Here is a 16,220-nt window from a genome sequence, read left to right on the forward strand (position 1 = left end):
CATTGTGAGCTGGTGGATCACTCAGGTCGAGCGGACGCTGACCGAAGATGTGCCGGCGACGCCGGAGCAAGTTCGCGACTTCTATGTGGATCTGAACAACATCAGAACAGTGCACCCGCTGGTCGTTGCGGTACGCACGACACTGCATCGCGAAACCGACGACGGCTACGAACAGGTTTACCGGGTGACCGATCGAATCCCGCTGGGGCGGTTGAATCTACGTGTCAGTTACTGGGCACGGCTCCAGGTCCCCCGCCGGGGCGATGTGATCACCGAAGCGCGGCAGTTCCCGCGGGTTCGCCTGGGCGGCCGGGTGTCCTTTGAGTCGACGGCTACCGGCACTCGCGTCATCGAACGCATCCAGATCGCGGCGCCCCGTCCGCTGGCCGCGATCACCACGTGGGAAGCAGTCAATGCGCACATCGCGATGCTGGCGGGCATCCGCGACCACTTTCAGCCAGTCGCCTGAAGCGCCAGCCGCAGCTCGCGCTTCAGCACCTTGCCGTAGCTGTTCTTCGGCAACTGTTCTACAACCACATACCGCTTCGGGCGTTTGAAGCGCGCGATGCGCTGCAACAGATGTGCATCGAGTTCGTCGGCGTCTGCCGAGCCGACGACGAATGCGACCACGATCTCACCCCACTCCGGGTCCGGTGCGCCGACGACGCAGGCCTCCGACACCGCGGGGTGCTCCAAAAGCGCCTCCTCCACCTCGCGCGGATAGATGTTGCTGCCGCCACTGATCACGACATCCTTCGAGCGGTCACGCAGCGTGAGGCAGCCTCGCTCATCGAACGAACCCAGGTCACCGGTATGCAGCCAGCCGCTCTGCAACGTGTCGTGAGTGGCTGCCGCGTCGTTCCAGTAACCGGACATGACGACGTCGCCGCGGCAAACGATCTCACCGATTTCTCCGGTATCCGCGGGTGTACCGTCGTCGCGCAGCACTGCGACCTCCACGCCCGACCGCGGATATCCGACCGAACCCAATACCGCGTCGTCGACCATTGCGTAGTCAGTGCGGCGTAGGCCGGTGATGGTCATCGGGGATTCGCCCTGGCCGTAGATCTGCGTGAAGATCGGCCCGAACGCCGCGATCGCCTTCTTGATGCCGTCCACGTACATCGGACCACCGCCATAGATGATCGTTCGCAGCTGACTCGGACGCGCGCGGCCGGTGTCCGTCAGGCGCTGCACCATGGTCGGGGCGAGAAACGCGCTGCAACCCGGATGGTGGTCACCTAGATCCAGGAACTCGTCGGGGTCGAAGCCGCCGCTTGCCGGCACTACTTGGCGGGCCCCGCGCAGGACGTAGGCCGGGATGTAAAGCCCGGAGCCGTGTGACATCGGCGCTGCATGCACCAAGCTGCAGTTCTCGTCGGGGCTGTCGATGTCGGCGAGGTGGGCCAGAGTCATCGCGGTCAGGCTGCGATGGGTGAGCATGGCGCCCTTTGCCCGGCCGGTGGTGCCGCTGGTATAGAACAGCCAGGCCAATGCCGATGGATCTGTGTTCGGCGGCGTCGCGGCTGAAGCAGCTATACGATCCGAATAACCTTGGCCACCAATCGTTTCGATTGGAACATCGCCGCTCGGGGCAAGCTGGGCTGCCACGGTCGCCGAGGCGAAAACCTGGCAGATGCCGCCGTCGTCGAGAATCTGCATCATCTCCCGCGGGTGCAGCTTGTAGTTGATGGGGACAGCGATGCACTCGGCGGCCCAAATCGCGAATAACAGTTCGACGATCTCCGGACGGTTTTCACTGACAATCGCAATTCTGCTGCCGGACGGGCAGTGTGCCTGCAGCGAACCTGCCAACTGCAACACGCGTTGCCGCAGTTCTCGCCAGCTGCAGAAGCACCGCTCGCCGTGATAGACCGCCCCGCGATCCGGAAAGCGCCGCGCGGCTTGGTCCAGCAACGCGAACAGATTCACCGAGCCGTCCATTGCGAGGTCAGTGCGACCTCCGACAGGTATTTGGTGGAGGACCAGCCGCCATCGACCACGATCGTCTGGCCGTTGATGAAACTGCCGCCCGGAGAGCACAAGAACGCGACAGCACTGGCAACGTCGTCAACCGTGCCCAGCCGCTGATGCGGCGTCATCTCGAGGTTCATACGGCGGAATCGCTCGTCCTGTAGCCGCTGTTCGGTCATCGGCGTCTGGATCACCCCGGGCGCCACCGCGTTGCAACGAATTCCTTGCGACCCGTACTGGCAGGCGATGTGGGTGGTCAGCGCGGTCAGACCACCTTTCGCCGCCGAGTAGGGCCCGCCGCGAAGCCCGCCTACGACCGCGAACGTCGAGGTGATGTTGATGATGGCCGAGCCGGGCTGCATATGCGGCAGGACATCCCGGGCCAATCGGAACGGCGCACGCAGCATCACGCCCAGGAAGTAGTCCAATGTCGCGTCGTCGGTTTCGTGCAGCGGCGTGGGGCTGCCCACCCCGGCATTGTTGACCAGAAAGTCAATGTGCCCCCAGCGGTCGACAGCGGTATCCACGATGCGGCGCGGCGCGGCGTCCTCGGTCAAGTCGACGGCAACGGTGGCGATCTGGTCCGAATTTCCGACGGTGGTAGCCAATTCGGCGAGCTTGTCGGCGTTTCGCCCCGTCGCCAGCACGGCCATGCCCATCTCGGCGAATTTGGTCGCGCAGCCAAATCCGATGCCGCCGGTGGCTCCGGTTACGATCGCAACCCGCATGTCACTGCTCCGTACTCATCAGTGCCGCCTTGATCTGATGCTTCAACACCTTGCCCGCGTCGTTTCGGGGTAACTGCGCCCAGCTGACCACCTGCTCAGGCGCTTTGAACGTCGCCAGCCCCCGCTCCTGCAGAAAGTCGCGGAGTGCGGTGACGTCGGGCGCGGGTGGATCGGAGGGCACGATGACGGCGCAGGCGCACTCGCCGGTGCGGTCGTCGGGTAAACCTACGACGGCGACCTCGGCGATGCCGGGATGGGTGATCAGGATGTCCTCGATCTCCTTAGGGGCGATGTTTTCGCCGTTGCGGATGATGATGTCCTTGGCGCGACCAGTCACCACCAGGTAGTCATCATCGACCCAGTGCGCGAGGTCGCCAGTGCGGAAGTAGCCGTCGGCATCGAAAGCCTCGGCCTCGTCTTCGGCATGCAGATATCCGATCAGCATTTGCGGCCCGCGTGCGCGGATTTCGCCGTCGCGGAGCGTGATCTCGGCGAAGCCGGCGTGGCCGTCGGTAACCGCGGCCTGCTGGGCGTCGAGTGGCGAGCCGACCGTGGTCACGGGGACCTCGGTTGAGCCGTATACCCGGGTGACGACGGCCTGCTCGAAATAGGCTGCGGCGCTCTCGATCAGTGGCGGTGGCACCGATGCGCCACCGCAAACGAACAGCCTCAAATCCGGCAGCCGGGTATCGGCACGCCGCGCGGCCGCAAGTATCTGCTCCAAAAACGGTGTCGCGCCGGCAATGTGGGAACAGCGCTCGGCCTGCATCAGCTGCACGGCGGCGTCGGCGTCCCAGCGGTCCATCAGCACCGCTGTGGTACCCAGTATCAGCGGGCATTCGAAGGCGTAGATCGAGCCGCCGATGTGCGCGATCGGTGACGGCACCAAAAACGTGTCACCAGGACGTACTTGCCAGTAGTCACGGATCTGGCAAATCAACGCGTGCATCGAGTTATGACTGTGCAGAACGCCTTTCGGACGACCTGCCGTTCCGGAGGTGTACAGGACCATGCGTACGGCATCCGGGTTCAGCGCCGGCAGCGCGGCAGGTGGCGTCTGATGGTGCAGCAACGACTCGAACGAGGTGTGAGCACCGTCGCCACGCTCATGTACCGCGACCACCTGTGGGGGAGAATCCAACTGGGCCGTCACCCGATCCAGCATCGACAGATAGTCGTGGCGCTCGGACCCACTGGGCACGAAGACCATTCGACTGCCGCAGTCTTCGAGGATGAAGGTCAGCTCACGATCCCGCAGGGACGGCAGAATGGGGTTCACCACCATTCCGGCGATCGTCGCGGCCAGGTAGATGACCGTGGCCTCGTGCCAGTTGGGCAGCATGAACGACACCACGCTGCCGACCGGCATCCGCTCCACCATGGCCTGCGCGAGCGCCGTCGATTGGGCGTAGAGCGTCCGGCAGTCCAGCCGAGTTTGCCCGTCGACCACCACGATTCGTTGCGGTGTGCGCTGCGCGGCCTCGGCCAGCGAATCAGCCAGCGTGTCCGCGACCCACCACCCGCGGGCATACATGTCCGTCGCGCGCGCGTCGTCCCGGCGGATTGTTCGACCAGCGATCATGTTTGCGATCACCTTAGCCCCGGACACGTCGCATCGTCATCGAGTGGCGAAAGCGCGCTGCCGGGTGGGTATTGATGGTGACCTGCGCGACGTCGCCGTCCGACGTGGTGTAGGTGCGGTGCACTTCGAGCCCCGGTGTTCCGGCGGCGACATTGAGCTCGCCGGCCAATGCCGGTGAGATGAGCACGGCGGCGATCTCTTGGCGTACCTCGACGATGCTCAGCCCGAAGAGATCTTCGATCAGCGGGAAGATCGGACCGGTATGGCGTTGCAAGAGTCTGCCCACGGCGGCGAACGCCCGGTTGATGTAGTACTCGGTCCGGCAGACCGGGAACTCGGCACCCTCCACCTGACGGAAGCCGTACACGGCCAGCCATTCTTCTCCGCTGATCAGGCCGGTCCGGGTTGCCAGCTCGCCGTTGATCACCATCATCTTGGTGGAATCGATGGCGAATTGCGCTCCAGTGGCAAACGCCAGCAGGTCATTGATCGACACCACGTCTTGCATGTAGGAGTCGGAGGACGGCCGGGGAACGACGAGCGTGCCGGCTCGCGGCCGGGAGGCGACGAGGTTGTCGTCTCGCAGGCGTCTCAACGCTTCACGGATGGTGTACCGGCTGACCGAGAACCGTTCGCACAGTTGGTGTTCGGTGGGAAGCTGCGATCCAACCGGATAGACCCCGTCGACGATCTCTTTGCGCAGGGTCCGTGCGACCTGCAGATAACGATGGTCGGTTGGTTGAGTGTCAGGCATGGTGGTCCACTTGGCGCAGGGCGAGCACGCTGCCGTCGCCATCGGCTGACAGATAGAGCGTGCCGTCTGATCCGGCGGCGATACCGGCGAACGGGCCTTGAGGGCCGGAGAACGGTGGCATGCCCCGCAGCGGTTTGGGCACCACGCCCGCGGGCGGGCCGACCGGCAAGTCAGCGGCGATCGTGCGACGGCTGCGGTCCTGAAGATCGAACGCGATCAGCGCCTTGGCGCCGGCGTCGACGACATACAGCTGCCGGTCGTGCACCAGGATGCCCTGGGGCCGCTGTAGACCGTCCAGCATGGTTTCGGCGCGGGATCCGTCGAGCTTGACCACTCGCCCGGCACCCGCTTCCGAGACGAGGTAACCGCCGTCGGGTGCGATCGCCACACCGACCGGCTCGCGCAAATCGGAGCCGATCACCGCAATCTGGTCGCCGCGGATCGACAACACCCGCCCCGTTCCGAGTTCGGCGACCACGACGACGTCGTCACCGGGGCCGACCACCACGCCGTAGAGCTGATCGAATCCGTCGGCCAGCACTGCGGTTTCGCTGTCGCCCGGCCGATACCGCGCAACCTGTCCACCCGAGGTGGTGACGACAAACTCGCCCGGGCCCGTTGCCGTCACACCGCGCAGGAACCCCGGGTAGCCGGGGGTGAACAACATGCCCACGGTCCGCAAATCGCCGGCACGGCCCAACGTATAGAAATACGTGCCGTCGGCGATGTAGAGCTCGCCGTCAGCGCCGACGGTCAGATCCAATGGCCAATTCAATCCGCCGGGCAACACGGTCTGCGTCCGGCCACCGTCGAGGACTTCAGTGATCTCGCCGGTGAAATTCGAAACGAACAGCCGGTCGCCCACAAACGTCAGGTTGTCCAGGCCCGGGTTGAGCGTGGCCAGCACCGTGGAACCGCCGGTGCGCGGATCGATCCGCAGCACCTGGCCGCTGTGCACCTGAGTGGAGACGAGCTGGCCCTGGCCGTCGAACTTCACCGCATCCGGGACGCCGAGACCCGCGGCGACTCGCTGCGGCTCGCCGCCCTCGGGGTCGATCCGCCAGATCTCATTGGCGCCCATCACCGGGAAATACAGCAAGCCGTCCGGGCCGACCTCCATGGCATTGGGCGACGGCACATTCTCCAGCAGCACTCGCGGTGCACCGCCGTTGAGGTCGAGTTCGAGCAGCCGTCCCCCCTCGCGGCATTCGCCAATGAACAGCCGGCCCTGATGGAATGTGATGCCGTTGGCCGAGGGGATATCGTCCCGCAACACTCGGGTGCGCCCGTCGGCGCTGCGCGCACTGACCCGGCCGTCCATGACCTCGGTGGCGTAGAGATTGCCGCCCGGATCGAAGGCCACATCGTCGGGAGCAATGATGTCTCCGCCTTTGGCACTGACGGTGCTCAGTTGCCCGGACCCAATGTCAAGGGCGCTGATTTGGCTGCCGGTCACTTGCGCGATGTAGACCCGGCCGTCGGGGCCGGTGCGCAGGCCGTTGGCGCCGAACAGTCGACTCGGCGGCGTGAGCCGGTCCAGCGTCCAGCCTTCGGCGAGGCCGGGCACAGTACCGACCGGATAGCGGCCGTCTTGCAACGTCATCGGCGATGTTCTCCTGGTAGTCGGTGGCTGGAAGGCTAGCAACCACAATTGGTCCATACAAGAGGCTCGCTTGCCGCGCATTAATGCTGTTGATGTCCGGCCAAGGCAGCTTCGACCGCCATCCACCGAGCGCAAAACCGCATCCTTGACCACGCAGCACGACTGATGAATCATGTTCTGCGTAACTTAGAATCAGATTCTCAATGGGTAGCGGGAGAAAGCATCTTGTCCAGACAATTGGCGGTCAAAATCTGGCGAACCGGAGCGAGCTGACCATGGCCGTGAAGGTGTACGAGCGGATCCTCGACCTTTTCGAGGCAGAGGGCATCACCACGCTCTTCGGCATCCCGGACCCGAATTTCGTTCACCTGTTTCATGCCGCGGAAGAGCGCGGCTGGGATGTCGTGGCGCCCCATCACGAGGAATGTGCCGGGTTCATGGCCGACGCGGTGTCGCGGATGACCGGAAAGCCCGGCCTGTGCATCGGCACCCTGGGGCCGGGCCTGGCCAACCTGGCCGGATCAATGATGTGCGCAAAAGTCGAGAATTCGCCGGTCATCTTCTTAGGCGGGCAGCGGGCCCGCATCACCGAGCAGCGGGTGCGACGCGGCCGCATCCAGTTCGTCTCTCAGATCCCGCTGCTGGCGCCGTCGGTGAAGTACGCGGCCAGCATCGAATACGCCGACCAGACCGACGAGATTGTCCGCGAAGCGCTGCGCAGCGCACAGACGGGCACACCCGGCCCGGCCTACATCGAATACCCGGCGCACGTCATCCTCGAAGAACTCGACGTGCCGGCGCCGTTGCCGCCGGACGCCTACCGGCTGGTCAACCAGGGCGCCAGCGCGCAGATGGTCGACAAGGCGGTGGAGCTGATCAGAAAGGCCGATCAGCCGATTCTGTTGGTCGGCCACGCCGTGCAATGTGCCCGGGCCGGAGAAGCGGTGGAGGCGCTCGCCAAACTCGTGAATTGCCCAGTGATCCAGACGTCTGGCGGAACCGCGTTCATCAAGGGCATCGAAGATCGCACCTTCCCCTACGGGTTCTCGCCGTCGGCTGTCGAGGCGGTGGTGCAATCCGATCTGTGCATCGCCATCGGAACCGAGCTCGGCGAGCCGGTGCACTACGGCAAGGGCCGGCATTGGGCCGCCAACGACGGCAGCCGGAAGTGGATCGGCGTCGAACTCGATCCCAAAGCCATCGGCGTGAACCGGCGGATCGACGTCCCGCTGGTCGGAGACTTGCGGGCAATCGTTCCGCAGCTTGTCGAGGCCCTCAAGGATTCACCACGCAGCGCCTCAGCCGAACTCGACGACTGGGTGGCGCGGGATGCCGCACGCATCGCAGAGCTTGGGAAATCCGCCCCGTCTGGAACACCGTTGCACACCGCACGTTTCGTGGTCGAAGCGACAAAGGTCTTCCCTCAGGACGGGATCCTGGTCCGTGACGGCGGCGCCACGGTCATTTTTCAGTGGACCTATTCGCAGGCCAAGCCGCACGACGTCATCTGGAACCAGAACTTCGGCCACATCGGAACCGGCCTGCCGTATGCCGTCGGGGCGTCGGTTGCCGACGGAAAGAAGCGGCCGGTCATGCTGCTCACCAGCGACTCGTCTTTCATGTTCCATATCTCGGAACTGGAAACCGCTGCGCGCCTGGGTCTGCCACTGGTCTGCGTGGTGGGCGTGGACCACCAGTGGGGACTGGAGGTGGGCGTGTACAAGCGCACCTTCGGCCAGGGATCGCTCGAAACCGGCGTGCACTGGAGCAAGGATGTGCGATTCGACAGGATCGCCGAGGGCTTCGGCTGCCACGGTGAATACGTCGAACGCGCCGAGGACATCGGGCCGGCGATCGAACGGGCTTACGCCAGCGGCAAAGCCGGTGTCATCCACGTGCCGATCGACCCCAAGGTCAATTCCGAGGAGATGCCCAGCTACGACGAATTCCGGACCTGGTACGCCGAAGGAACCCAGTGATGCGTGAATACCTCAAGCTCTACATCGACGGCCAGTGGGTCGAGCCGGCCGAGCCGAACATCGTCGACGTCGAAAACCCAGCGACCGAACAGGTTTGCGGGCGGGTAGCGCTTGGCTCCAGCGCTGATGTCGACCGGGCGGTCGCGGCGGCCCGGCGGGCTTTCACCAGTTGGTCGGTAACCAGTAAAGAGGAAAGGCTCGACGTTCTGGTTCGGATTCTCACCGAATACCAGCAGCGCGCTGACGATCTCGCCTCGGCGATCACCGAAGAGATGGGCGCGCCGGCCACACTCGCTGCCGGTCCTCAGGTCGGGTTAGGACTCGGGCACCTGAACACCTCCATCGACGTGCTGACGTCGTACACCTTCGAAGAGCAGCGCGGTGCGACGCTGATCGTCAAGGAGCCGATCGGCGTTTGCGGCCTGATCACGCCGTGGAACTGGCCGATGAACCAGGTTGCCGTCAAAGTCTTCCCAGCGCTGGCGACCGGCTGCACGGCAGTGCTCAAGCCCTCGGAGATGGCACCGTTCTCGGCCCAGATCTTCGCCGAGATCCTGCATGCCGCAGGCGTTCCGGCCGGCGTGTTCAATCTGGTGCAGGGCGACGGCCCGGGCGTGGGCGTAGCACTCGCCGGTCATCCCGATGTGGACATGGTGTCGTTTACCGGCTCGACGCGGGCCGGCATCGAAATCGCCCGCAACGCTGCGCCCACCGTCAAGCGCGTCACCCAGGAGCTGGGTGGGAAGGGACCCAACATCGTTCTCGATGACGCGGCCTTCGCCGAGCACGTCAGCGCCGGCGTCACCAGCATGATGAGTAACTCCGGGCAAACCTGCAGCGCGCCGTCGCGCATGCTGGTGCCCAACACCCGGATGGCCGAAGCCATCGACATCGCCAGGGAGGCCACCTCGAAGCTCACCGTCGGCGACCCCGCTGCAGATGCCGCGTTGGGCCCTGTGGTTTCCGGGGCCCAGTACGAGAAAATCCAGGCGCTGATCCAGAAGGGTATCGACGAGGGCGCCACCCTGGTCACCGGCGGCACGGGACGCCCCGACGGACTGGAAACGGGCTACTACGTCAAGCCAACGGTTTTCGCCGAGGTCGGCAACGACATGACGATTGCCCGTGAGGAAATTTTCGGGCCGGTGCTGTCGATCCTGGGTTACGACAGCGTGGACCAGGCCGTCGAGATCGCCAACGACACCGAATACGGCCTCGCCGGCTACGTCGCCGCCGACGACGTCGAGAAGGCTCGGGCAATTGCGCGCCGGCTCAAGTCGGGATGGGTGGTGATCAACGACGGGTTCGATTTCCACGCGGGTTTCGGCGGCTACAAGCGCAGCGGCAACGGACGCGAATGGGGCGAGTTCGGCTTCGACGAATACCTGGAGACCAAGGCGATCCTCGGCTACGCACCCGAAACCGCCGGCTGAAAGCAAGCCATGGGTAACCTCCTGAATCTCGAGGGCCGCATCGTCGTGGTGTCCGGTGCCGGTGGTGGCGGTATCGGCACCACCGTGACCGCCATGGCCGCCGAGGTGGGAGCCACCGTGGTCGCGGTGAGCCGATCGAAAGAGAACCTCGATCAGCACATCGCACCGCTGGCACGACAAGGGCTTTCGGTCGTGCCGGTGGCCGCCGACGCGTCGACCGACGACGGCATTGCCACAGTCATCGACCAGGTGGGTTCCATCCCGGGTGAGCTGTATGGACTTGTCAACGTCGCGGGCGGCGCGGCGCCGTCGACGTGGATGCCGTCGACCCGGGTGAGCCGAACCGATTGGCGAGAGCTGTTTGCCGCCAACCTCGAAACCACGTTCTTCATGAGCCAGGCGGTGGCCGCGGAGCTGAAGAAACACAGCAGGCCCGGTTCCATCGTCTCGATCGCCTCGATCAGCGGCATGAACACTGCACCGTTTCACATCGCCTACGGCACGGCCAAGGCTGCGGTGGCGGCGATGACCCGCACCATGGCGGTCGAACTGGCGGCGGACGGCATCCGGGTCAACGCGGTCGCGCCGGGCGTCACCGAGACGGCGGCCTCACGCACCTACGTCGACGACGATCCAGACCGCGATCGTCGGGCGATTGCGATGGGGCGGCGCGGTCGGCCCGAGGAACAGGCCGGCGCCATCCTGTTTCTGCTGTCCGATCTGTCGAGCTACATCACCGGACAGACACTCCTCGTCGACGGCGGCCTGAGCCTCAAATGGAGCCATCTCGACGCGGACAACACCTCCCTGTTCCTCAAGGACGAATCGTTCCGCGCAGCGATAAAGCGTTGGGAAGATGCATGATACGAGTTCGAGAAGCGAGGACGCAGTGACGACCAACGGCGAAGAGCTGTCCGCGCCCGTGACGATCGGCGTGGACGCGTACATCTCGGAGCAATACGCGCGGGCCGAGCGTGACAAGCTGTGGCGGAAAGTGTGGCTGCAGGTCGGCCGGGTCGAGGAGTTGGCCGAGGTGGGCAGTTATCTCACCTATGACATCCTCGACGATTCCATCATCGTCGTGCGCACCGGGGCAGGCGAGTTCAAAGCCCACCACAACGTCTGCATGCACCGCGGCCGCCGCCTGATCGACACTCCACCGGGCGCGAAGAACGGCTGTGGGCGCGCGCGGAAGTCGTTCGTTTGCGGGTTTCACGGCTGGACTTACGGCTTGGACGGCGCCTGCACCTACATCCGCGAGCAACCCGACTGGCAGAACACGCTGACCGCCGAGAACACCCATCTGGCAAGCGTGCGGGTCGACACCTGGGGCGGTTGGCTGTGGATCAACATGGATCCCGAGTGCGAGTCGCTGATGGACTACTTGCATCCGGCCGCGAAAATCCTCGACCCGTTCGGCTTGGAGAACATGCGCTACAAGTGGCGCAAATGGCTGCAGTTCGACTGCAACTGGAAGGTCGCGATGGAGGCCTTCAACGAGACGTATCACGTCGCGACAACACATCCGGAGTTCAACAAGTTCGGCGAATTCAAAGGCTGGGCCAAGGCGCAGGGCAAGCACAGCAACATCGGCTACGAGGCTCCCGAAGAACTCGAGGCGACCAAGTCCAAAGTCCGGCTCGGCACCGGTGCGGACCCTCGCGTGTCGACCGCCGAAATGCAGCTCTACACACTGCAGGAAACCAATGCCACCACCACCCAGACGCTGGTGGATGCCGCCATGCGGCTGGTCGACGAGTTGCCCGAAGACACCCCGGCCGATCAGGTCCTCGAACACTGGTTGTCATCGGCGCGCCGTGACGACGCCGCCCGCGGTGTGGTTTGGCCGACGATCCCGCCCGACATTCTGGGACAGAGTGGAACCGCATGGCAGATCTTCCCGAACTTCCAGATCGGTCAGGGCCTGACCAGCGCACTGTGCTACAGCGCCCGCCCCGACCCGAGCTATGACCCGAACAAGTGCATCTTCGAAGTCGCGGTGTTCGAACTGTTCCCGAAGCGCCAAGAGCCGCAGACCGAATGGGTCTACACCCCGGTTGGTGACCCGAACTGGCTCAGTGTGCTACCGCAGGACTTCTCCAACATGGCCGCGGTCCAGCAAGGCATGAAGTCTCTTGGCTTCCCCGGCACCAAACCCAACCCGTATCGCGAACGCAGCACGGTCAATCTGCACTACCAGCTGTCGAAATACATGGGCACCGGCGAACCAGAGGAGCTCGTATGACCTGTGAGTCGACAGACACCCCGGATGACATCGACATCCCCGCGCTGCGCGAAAAGTATCGGCAGGAACGCGAGAAGCGACTGCGTACCGAGGGTTCCAAGCAATACATCGAGCTCGAAGACGACTTCGCCGGCTACTACGAAACCGATCCGTATACGCCGATCACGCCCCGCGATCCGATCAGTGAAGACATAGACGTCGCGGTATTGGGCGGCGGCTTCGGCGGTTTGCTCGCGGCTGCCCACCTGAAGAAGGCCGGCGTCGACGACGTCCGCATCATCGAGCTGGGCGGCGATTTCGGCGGCGTCTGGTACTGGAACCGCTATCCGGGCATCCAGTGCGACAACGAATCCTACTGCTACATCCCAATGCTCGAAGAGCTCGACTTCATGCCCTCGAAGAAGTTCGCCGACGGCGCCGAGATCTACGAGCATTGTCGGCGGATCGGCAAACACTTCGGTCTCTACGATTCCGCGATCTTCTCCACCCAGGTGCGCGCGCTGCACTGGGACGAGGAGCTCAAGCGCTGGCGGATCAGCACCAACCGCGCCGACGACATCCGCGCGCGGTTTGTCGTGATGGCTTCGGGTCCCTTTCACCGGCCCAAGCTGCCCGGTATCCCCGGGATCAAGGACTTCAACGGCCACAGCTTCCACTCGTCGCGCTGGGACTACGGCTATACGGGCGGGGACGCCGCCGGTGGACTGGACAAGCTGGCCGACAAGCGTGTCGCCGTCATCGGCACCGGCGCCACGGCGATTCAGATCGTGCCGTTTCTGGGCCGCCATGCCCAGCAGCTGTACGTGTTTCAGCGCACCCCGTCGTCGGTCGACGTGCGCAACAATGCGCCAACCGACCCCGAGTGGGTGAAGTCCCTACAGCCGGGCTGGCAAAAGGAGCGGCAGCGCAACTTCCACTCCTGGACATTCGAGGGGATGGCACTGGGACAGCCCGATCTGGTCTGCGACTTTTGGACCGAACTCGGTCGCAATACGGCGACACGGGTGCTGGCACTGGAGGACCCGGCGTCGATGACTCCGGAGCAGTTCATGGCGATTCGGGAGGAAGAAGACTACAAGGTCATGGAGCGGCTGCGGCGCCGCATCGACAGCATCGTCGAAGACCCGCAGACCGCCGAGGCGCTCAAGCCCTACTACCGGTTCCTCTGCAAGCGGCCACTTTCCAACGACGAATACCTCTCGACGTTCAACCGGCCCAATGTGACCCTGGTCGACGTGTCGTCGTCCAAAGGGGTGGAACGGATCACCCAGAACGGGCTGGTGGTCAATGACGTTGAGTACGAAGTCGATTGCATCATCTACGCCAGCGGCTTCGAGATCACGACCGAGCTCAGCCGGCGCTATTCGATCGATGCGATCGAAGGCCGCGACGGGTTGTCGCTGTTCGACTACTGGGATGACGGCTACAAGACACTGCACGGGATGACCAGCGCGGGTTTCCCCAATCAGTTCTTCACCGGCTTCACCCAAGTGGGCATCTCCGCCAACATCGCCGCCAACTACGAGCTACAGGGCGAGCATATCGCCTACATCGTCGCCGAAACCCTGGCCCGCGGCGCCACGACGGTGGAGCCGAGCCATGAGGCTCAGGACATTTGGGGTACGACGATCCGCGAGACCGCAATTGACAACTCGGCGTTCGACGCCCAATGCACGCCCGGCTACTACAACAACGAAGGCGGCGGCGGGGGAGAAGGCATTCGGTCACACCTCGGCGAGCCTTATGGACCCGGCTTCTACGCCTTCGGCGACTTGTTGGCGCAATGGCGCGACACGGGTGATCTCGACGGCCTCGTGCTGGGAACGTGAATGGCTGAACTGAGATTCGACGATCGGGTGGCCGTCGTCACCGGCGCCGGCCGTGGGTTGGGCCGCGCCTACGCCCTGCTGCTCGCGAGCAGGGGCGCCAAGATCGTCGTCAACGACACCGGCGGCAGCCTGACCGGCGACGGCGCCGATCCTGGCCCCGCCGATGCGGTGGTCGACGAAATCCGGGCAGCCGGCGGCGAGGCCGTGGCCTGCACCGAATCGGTGGCAACCGCCGCCGGCGGCCAAGCCGTCGTTGCGGCGGCACGGGATCGCTACGGTGGCATCGACATTCTGATCCACAACGCGGGCACCGTTCGTCGGGCATCGCTCGCGGAGATGACCTACCAGGACTTCGACGCCGTGCTGGATGTCCACTTGCGGGGTGCCTTTCATGTCGTGCGGCCCGCCTTCCCGCTCATGCGCGACGCGCACTACGGACGCATCGTGTTGACGTCGTCGATCGGCGGGCTGTACGGCAACCACGGCGTCGCCAATTACGCCGTCGCCAAGGCCGGCATCATCGGCCTATCCAACGTCGTCGCGCTCGAAGGAGCCGCGGACAATGTGGTCTGCAACGTCATCGTCCCGTCTGCGGTCACCAGAATGGCCGAAGGCCTGGATATTTCGGCCTACCCGCCGATGGATCCCGAGCTGGTGGCGCCGGTGGTGGGGTGGCTGGCTCACGAAGCCTGCTCGATCACCGGGGAAATGCTGATCGCCATCGCGGGTCGGGTAGCGAAGGCGGTCATCAGCGAGACCCCAGGCGTATACCGACCGTCGTGGTCGATTGAGGACGTCGGCGACCAGATGGCCGCGATCGGCGAGGCAGCCGCGCCGGTGACGTTTCCGGTGGTTCCGGACGGCCACGTCGATCACATTCGCTACAGCTTCGCGATGGCACAAGGAGCGCGTCATGCCTAGCGCCAACAACCGAACCGGTCCGCTGGCCGGCGTGCGGGTCGTCGATCTGACCGCGATGGTGATGGGACCGTATTGCACTCAGATCATGGCCGACATGGGTGCCGACGTGATCAAAGTTGAGCCGCCGGAAGGGGATAACACCCGCTACATCTCGGTCGGGCCCGAACCGTCGATGAGCGGCGTGTTCGTCAACGTGAATCGCGGCAAGCGCAGCGTCGTGCTCGACCTGCAGTCACAGCCCGGAAAGTCAGCGCTGCAAGCACTGGTCGCGACCGCTGACGTGTTCGTTCACTCGATGCGGTCCAAGGCGATTGCCCGCCTCGGGTTCGGTTACGACGACGTGGCTGCGATCAACCCAGCCATCGTCTACACCAACTGTTACGGGTATGGCCGGCGCGGCCCGGACCGGGATTTACCCGCCTACGACGACACCATCCAGGCGGCCTGCGGACTGCCGGCCGTTCAAGAACAACTGACCGGTGAGGCCAGCTATGTGGGAACCATCATGGCGGACAAAGTTGCCGGGCTGACGGCGCTCTACGCCACGATGATGGCCCTGTATCACCGCGAACGCACCGGTGAAGGACAAGAAGTCGAGATCGCCATGTTCGAGACGATGGCGTCATTCATGCTCGTCGAGCATGCCAACGGCGCGATGTTCGATCCTCCGCTCGGCCCGGCGGTCTATCCCCGCACGGTGGCGCCCAATCGTCGGCCGTACCGCACCAGTGACGGGTATGTCGCGGCGCTGATCTACAACGACAAGCACTGGTCGGCCTTCATCAACGCGGTGCGACCGCCGTGGGCCGACGCCCAATACGCCACGCTCGAGCGGCGGGCACGTCAGATCGACACCGTCTATGCGTTGGTGGCGGAAACACTCAAGGAGCGGACAACCGCCGAATGGTTGACGCTGTTCCGGGAACTGGAGATACCCGCGGCGCCGCTGAGTGCCCCCGCCGACCTGTTCGACAACCCACACCTGAGGACGGCCGGGTTTTTCCAGACGGTGGAAACGCCGCATGGGCCGGTGCGTTTTCCCGGTGTGCCCACTTGGTTTTCGCGTACCCCGGGCCGGGTCACCGGCCCCGCCCCCCAACTGGGTGCCGACACCGCCGACGTGCTCGATGAACTCGGCCTGGCTGCCGACGCCAAATAGCCTCGACCACCTC

At 64.5% G+C, this 16,220-nt stretch carries 13 protein-coding genes; 8 read left to right on the forward strand and 5 right to left on the reverse strand.

Annotated elements, in window-relative coordinates:
- Positions 1–4 precede the first annotated feature (4 nt).
- Positions 5–469, forward strand: coding sequence for an SRPBCC family protein (locus AC5Y49_RS21420; RefSeq protein WP_499890954.1), 465 nt, complete (start codon positions 5–7; stop codon positions 467–469).
- Here the strand turns inward: AC5Y49_RS21420 and AC5Y49_RS21425 are convergent.
- The 5 genes from AC5Y49_RS21425 to AC5Y49_RS21445 are packed head-to-tail and all read right to left on the reverse strand — an operon-like array spanning position 454 to position 6,641.
- A complete protein-coding gene (locus AC5Y49_RS21425; RefSeq protein ID WP_499890956.1) occupies positions 454–1,944 on the reverse strand; it encodes an AMP-binding protein in 1,491 nt (496 codons plus the stop codon). The two genes, AC5Y49_RS21420 and AC5Y49_RS21425, sit on opposite strands and share 16 nt — an antisense overlap.
- A complete protein-coding gene (locus tag AC5Y49_RS21430; protein ID WP_499890958.1) occupies positions 1,929–2,702 on the reverse strand; it encodes an SDR family NAD(P)-dependent oxidoreductase in 774 nt (257 codons plus the stop codon). Before AC5Y49_RS21430 ends, AC5Y49_RS21425 begins: the two co-directional genes overlap by 16 nt.
- Before the next feature lies 1 nt (position 2,703).
- Positions 2,704–4,284, reverse strand: coding sequence for an AMP-binding protein (locus AC5Y49_RS21435; RefSeq protein WP_499890962.1), 1,581 nt, complete (start codon positions 4,282–4,284; stop codon positions 2,704–2,706).
- A gap of 13 nt (positions 4,285–4,297) precedes the next feature.
- Positions 4,298–5,038, reverse strand: coding sequence for a GntR family transcriptional regulator (locus AC5Y49_RS21440; RefSeq protein ID WP_499890965.1), 741 nt, complete (start codon positions 5,036–5,038; stop codon positions 4,298–4,300).
- The gene (locus tag AC5Y49_RS21445; protein ID WP_499890967.1) at positions 5,031–6,641 is read right to left on the reverse strand and encodes an SMP-30/gluconolactonase/LRE family protein; all 1,611 of its coding nucleotides are present in this window, start codon (positions 6,639–6,641) and stop codon (positions 5,031–5,033) included. The genes AC5Y49_RS21440 and AC5Y49_RS21445 overlap by 8 nt, the downstream gene beginning before the upstream one ends.
- 275 nt (positions 6,642–6,916) lie before the next feature.
- Here AC5Y49_RS21445 and AC5Y49_RS21450 point away from each other — a divergent pair, with 275 nt between their 5' ends.
- The 7 genes from AC5Y49_RS21450 to AC5Y49_RS21480 are packed head-to-tail and all read left to right on the forward strand — an operon-like array spanning position 6,917 to position 16,207.
- Entirely contained in the window at positions 6,917–8,620 is a 1,704-nt protein-coding gene (locus AC5Y49_RS21450; RefSeq protein WP_499890970.1) for a thiamine pyrophosphate-binding protein, read from the forward strand.
- Positions 8,620–10,053, forward strand: a complete 1,434-nt coding sequence (locus tag AC5Y49_RS21455) for an aldehyde dehydrogenase family protein (RefSeq protein ID WP_499890972.1) — start codon at positions 8,620–8,622, stop codon at positions 10,051–10,053. Before AC5Y49_RS21450 ends, AC5Y49_RS21455 begins: the two co-directional genes overlap by 1 nt.
- 9 nt (positions 10,054–10,062) lie before the next feature.
- On the forward strand, positions 10,063–10,917 hold the full coding sequence (locus tag AC5Y49_RS21460; RefSeq protein WP_499890973.1) for an SDR family NAD(P)-dependent oxidoreductase: 855 nt from the start codon (positions 10,063–10,065) through the stop codon (positions 10,915–10,917).
- Between the two features lie 25 nt (positions 10,918–10,942).
- Positions 10,943–12,298 (forward strand): aromatic ring-hydroxylating oxygenase subunit alpha, encoded by a 1,356-nt coding sequence (locus AC5Y49_RS21465; RefSeq protein WP_499890976.1) that lies wholly within the window; start codon positions 10,943–10,945, stop codon positions 12,296–12,298.
- Positions 12,295–14,127, forward strand: coding sequence for a flavin-containing monooxygenase (locus tag AC5Y49_RS21470; protein WP_499890977.1), 1,833 nt, complete (start codon positions 12,295–12,297; stop codon positions 14,125–14,127). Before AC5Y49_RS21465 ends, AC5Y49_RS21470 begins: the two co-directional genes overlap by 4 nt.
- Entirely contained in the window at positions 14,128–15,048 is a 921-nt protein-coding gene (locus AC5Y49_RS21475; RefSeq protein WP_499890979.1) for an SDR family NAD(P)-dependent oxidoreductase, read from the forward strand.
- Positions 15,041–16,207, forward strand: coding sequence for a CaiB/BaiF CoA transferase family protein (locus tag AC5Y49_RS21480; protein WP_499890982.1), 1,167 nt, complete (start codon positions 15,041–15,043; stop codon positions 16,205–16,207). The genes AC5Y49_RS21475 and AC5Y49_RS21480 overlap by 8 nt, the downstream gene beginning before the upstream one ends.
- The last annotated feature ends 13 nt before the right edge of the window (positions 16,208–16,220 follow it).

The sequence above is a fragment of the Mycobacterium sp. NGS62 genome, assembly GCF_059812285.1.